Origin of the sequence: Mesorhizobium sp. M1A.F.Ca.IN.020.06.1.1, from assembly GCF_004023265.1 — a bacterium.
In the GTDB taxonomy this organism is placed as follows: domain Bacteria; phylum Pseudomonadota; class Alphaproteobacteria; order Rhizobiales; family Rhizobiaceae; genus Mesorhizobium.
Window position 1 is genome coordinate 1 of record NZ_RZSR01000520.1, and the last position, 4,241, is coordinate 4,241.

Sequence of the window (4,241 nt, forward strand, 5' to 3'; positions counted from 1 at the left end):
GACAAGGCGCGCCGCTCGCTGCCGCGTATCATGCGGCGCTGCTCAAAGAGGCCGACGCCAGCGGCGACACCGCGGTGCTCAATCTGGGCGGCGTCGGCAACGTCACCTGGTGGGACGGCAAAGACAACATCGTCGCCTTCGACACCGGGCCGGCCAATGCGCCGGTCAATGATTTCATCAAGGCGAAGGGCCTCGGCGAGATGGATCGCGACGGCAGACTGGCTGCCGCGGGTACGGTCGACGAGGCAAGGCTAGAGCGGCTGCTGCAGCATCCGTATCTGACGAAGCCTTACCCAAAATCGCTTGACCGCTTCGACTTCACCGCGGCCATGGCCGACGGGCTCGGCGCGGAGGACGGCGCGGCGACGCTGACGGCTTTCACCGTCTCGGCGGTCGGCAAGGCGCTCGATCTGTTGCCGCGCCGGCCAAGACGACTGGCGGTCAGCGGCGGCGGCCGCCGCAACCCGACCATGATGGCGATGCTCGGCCAGCGTGCCGGCGTCGAAGTGGTGCAAGCCGAGACGCTCGGCTGGAAGGGCGACGCGGTCGAAGCGGAATGCTTCGCGTTCCTCGCGGTGCGCGTGCTGCGCGGCCTGCCGATCAGCTTTCCGAGCACCACCGGGGTGCCGCAGCCGATGCGCGGTGGAAAGCTCGCGGGTTAAGACAACTTCTTCTGCAGGAAGATGCGGCTGCGGCCGACCGGAAAATCGGCGAGCGTGCCGAACGGCTGGTAGCCCTGGCGCTGATAGACCTTGGCCGCGGTCGGATTGAAAGTGTCGATCCACGCGGCCTGGCAGCCGCGCGCCAGCGCTTCCCGTTCGGCTGCGTCCAGCATGCTCGCGGCGATGTGCCGGCCACGCCAGGTTTCGTCGACCCAGAGCCATTGCACATAGAGCCAGCCCCAGGCGGTGTAACCGGAAATGCCGGCGACGATCGCGCCGGCGTCGTCGCGAACGAAGACGGCGAGCGTCTTCCGGCCCGAGGCACCGACATCGCTGTCGTTGAAGGCGGTCAAGCCCTCGCCGACACGGGCGAGATCCTGCGGCAAGGGCTCGGCGGTGATCTCGAGCGTCATCTTCATGGTGGCTCCGGTGCGGTTCGGAAGCCAGCCTTAGCCAAGGAGCGAAGCGACACGCAAGCCTATTGCCGGGCAGAGCGCCACGCCGCGGCCGATGCCGCCACCAGCATCAGCAAGGCGGCGACCAGGGCGCAGTTGGCGAAGCCGAGGGCGGTGTAGAGCGGGCCGAAACCGGCGGTGCCGACGGTTACGGCGAAATAGGTGACTGCGCTGTTCAGGCCCATGATCGTGCCGCGCCGCGCGGCGTCGAGCGCGGTGAGCCGCATCACCAGAACGTTCAGCCCGAAATGGTTGGCAAGGCCCCAGACGGCGATCGTCGCCATCAGCAGGCCGAAGGTGCCGCTGGCCGAGGCGATCGCCACATAGACGGCGGCGACCAGCAGATAGGCGAAGGGCATGACCCGACGGGCGCCGAGACAGTCGATGACGCCGTCGAGCAGCGCCGCCGCGCCGAAGCCGAGCCCGTAAGCGATCGCCGCCAGCCCGTTGGCGCTGACCGGCTCGCCGAGACCTTCATGGAGATGATCGCCGAGATAGCCGTAGACGCCATAGAAGGCGGTCATGAAGGCGCCGCAGGCGATCAGCAGCGGCAGGATTCCGGGCACAGCCAGCGCGCCGAGCGGCGACGGTGCCGGACCGCTTTTCCTGGTGTCGCGCAGCGAGCTGACCGACAGGCCGGCAACAGCGGTTGCGGCGAGAACCGCGACAGCGGCGAAGACGGCCCGCCAATGGATCAGATCGGCAAGCACCGCCGACAGCGACACTCCGGCGACCATGGACAGCGTCCAGCCGGTCAGCACGACGCCGATCGTTCCGCTCTCGCGGCCGGGCGGCGCGATCGCTGCGGAGCTGGCGTAGATCGCCGGCATGGCGACGCCAGCAGCGATGCCGGCAACGAGCTGGGCCGCGACCAGCGCCGCCACCGTCGGCGCGAGCGCGCTGCCCACCAGCGCCAGCGCAAGCAACAGCAATGCGCCCTGCAGCATGCGGCGGGCGCCGATCCGGTCGATATAGCGGGCAAGAAAAAGCGCGCTGGCCGAGGTGCCGAGGCCGAAGGCAGCGGCGGCCGTCATCACCGCCGGCACGCTTGCCGCGAAGGATGCCGCGACGGCGGGCGCTATTGGCCCGAGAACCAGTGAGTTGGAGCCGATGACGGCGATGCACCCGGTGAGCAGGTAGGCTGCGGCCGGGATCGGTGCACGGGACGCCGCAGTCAGAATCGCTGATTGATCACTGTTCGACATATCTCCATAATGACCGAATTGAATTCAGCATCAATGGAGAATTTCCAAATGGACTCAGAAACAGATGACGTTCAGCGGAACAAGCAGCCAACCCGTGAGGTCGACCCGATCGACCGAAAAATATTAGGCGTTCTGGTCGACGATGCGACCATCAGTTATGCCGAGCTCGGCGATCGCGTCGGCCTGTCGCCACCGGCGGCGCATGAGCGGGTGAAGCGGCTCAGGCGCAGCGGCGCCATCCGCGCCACCTCGGCGATCATCGATCCGAAGGCGGTGAAGAAGCCGCTGCTCGCCTTCGTGCACATCGATACCAGGGGCTGGGGCAAGACGCCGGAATTGATGGCGATCTCGGAATGCCCGGAAGTGGAAGAGATCCATTCGGTCGCCGGCGACACCTGCATGCTGCTCAAGGTACGCACCGAGGACACAAGGGCGCTGGAAGGCCTGCTGTCTCGTATCTACGAGACGCCGGGCGTGGTCTCGACGCGCAGCTATGTGGTGCTTTCAACCTATCTCGAACGGCCGGTCCAGCCAGAGATCACGGCCGAATGGCCGGCACCCAAACATATGGCGACGCCTGTCTACTAATCCGCCGGCTTACGGGATCGTGGCGCTGCGATAGGTATCGAGGACGCGCGTGACGCTGGCAATCAGAAGCTCATGCGCGGTCGGCGTGATCCGACCGGCGCCGACCTCGGCATCGAGATGGCCGAGATACTGGCTAATCAGGGGGCGTGGAATTTCACGCTTGCCGAGTGCCGCCAGCAGCGCTTCGGTCGCATGCTGTGCGTCGGGCAATGGCCAGTAGTAGCGGATGCGGTCGCTGAAGGAGAAATGCCGCTGCAGGCGCTGCTCGTCAGGCGATCCCGGATAATATTTCTGCCAATTGCCGGGCGAGGCCAGCATGATGCGTTCCATCGCGGCCAGCAAGCTTTCGCGCGAGGGATCGGGCGCGAGCGCGTCGGCGATGTGGCTCAGGCCATAGAGCGCCTCGCGCAACGCGAAGGTGAGCCAGGGGCCGACCTTGAGGATGGCGAAGCCGTCGCGCACGAGCGCGGCCAAAGCTTCCGCGGGCTGATAGTCGGTCGAATGCGCCTCGAAGACGAATTGCGGCTGGCTTTCCAGGGCCGCGACCAGCTTCGTCGCCCTCTCGGGCGCATACGCGATGATGTCGGCATTGCCGAATTCGACGCCGGGCTGAACGACGACGCCGACAGCCCGGGCAAAAGCGGCATCGAGGCCGAGACGGGAGAAGGCCTGGCGATGGAGCTCGACCGTGCGGAGCGCATCGGCCGGCTCGGTCACATGCATATGGTCGAGCGCTTCCAGCGCGCCGCCCGGAACCGGCACTTCGGTGCCGATGATGTAGACGGGTTTTTCATCACCCGAGCGGGCGACCGCCGCCTCGGCAACCGCCGCAAGCTCGGCCGCGCGCGCGGCAATCGTCTCGTCGGCGAGTGCCACGGAATCGTCGGCACAAGCCATGCTGGTGTCGAGATGCAGCTTGGTGAAGCCGGCGGAGGCATAGGCGTCGATCATCGCCGCCGCCTTGTTCATCGCTTCCGCCGCGGGCAGATGCTTCCACGGATTCGGGCCGAGGTGATCGCCGCCGAGGATCAGCCGGTCGAACGGAAAGCCGGTCCTGCCTGCTTGCGTCTCGACGAAGGCTCGAAAGGCGGCCGGGGTCATGCCGGTATAGCCGCCCTCGTGATTGATCTGGTTGCAGGTCGCCTCGATCAGCACATCGGCGCCATTCCTCGCGCCGTGGCGGAGCGTCGCTTCGATCACCAGCGGGTGCGCCGAACAGATCGAGGCGATGCCGCCCTTCGCGCCTGCCGCGCGGCGAGCGGCGATGCCAGCAAATCTTGCCGTGGCGCCGGTCATGCGCGTGCGGTCGCTTTTGCGATGAAGGCCTCGAC

General features: G+C 66.8%; 5 protein-coding genes. 2 read left to right on the forward strand and 3 right to left on the reverse strand.

The window, feature by feature from the left end:
• The coding region (locus EOA60_RS21245) for an anhydro-N-acetylmuramic acid kinase (protein WP_206628181.1) at positions 1-662 on the forward strand (662 nt) is incomplete at its 5' end.
• Here EOA60_RS21245 and EOA60_RS21250 read toward each other — a convergent pair.
• Complete coding sequence (locus EOA60_RS21250) at positions 659-1,081, reverse strand: GNAT family N-acetyltransferase (RefSeq protein ID WP_066989003.1); 423 nt, start codon at positions 1,079-1,081, stop codon at positions 659-661. The genes EOA60_RS21245 and EOA60_RS21250 overlap by 4 nt on opposite strands.
• A 59-nt stretch (positions 1,082-1,140) precedes the next feature.
• Positions 1,141-2,322, reverse strand: a complete 1,182-nt coding sequence (locus tag EOA60_RS21255) for an MFS transporter (protein WP_095823884.1) — start codon at positions 2,320-2,322, stop codon at positions 1,141-1,143.
• 48 nt (positions 2,323-2,370) lie between these two features.
• Here EOA60_RS21255 and EOA60_RS21260 point away from each other — a divergent pair, with 48 nt between their 5' ends.
• Positions 2,371-2,910: an Lrp/AsnC family transcriptional regulator gene (locus tag EOA60_RS21260; RefSeq protein WP_095776664.1), complete on the forward strand. Its 540-nt coding sequence runs from the start codon at positions 2,371-2,373 to the stop codon at positions 2,908-2,910.
• A gap of 9 nt (positions 2,911-2,919) precedes the next feature.
• Here the strand turns inward: EOA60_RS21260 and EOA60_RS21265 are convergent, their stop codons facing one another.
• Positions 2,920-4,206: a D-tagatose-bisphosphate aldolase, class II, non-catalytic subunit gene (locus tag EOA60_RS21265; protein ID WP_095823885.1), complete on the reverse strand. Its 1,287-nt coding sequence runs from the start codon at positions 4,204-4,206 to the stop codon at positions 2,920-2,922.
• Positions 4,207-4,241 lie beyond the last annotated feature (35 nt).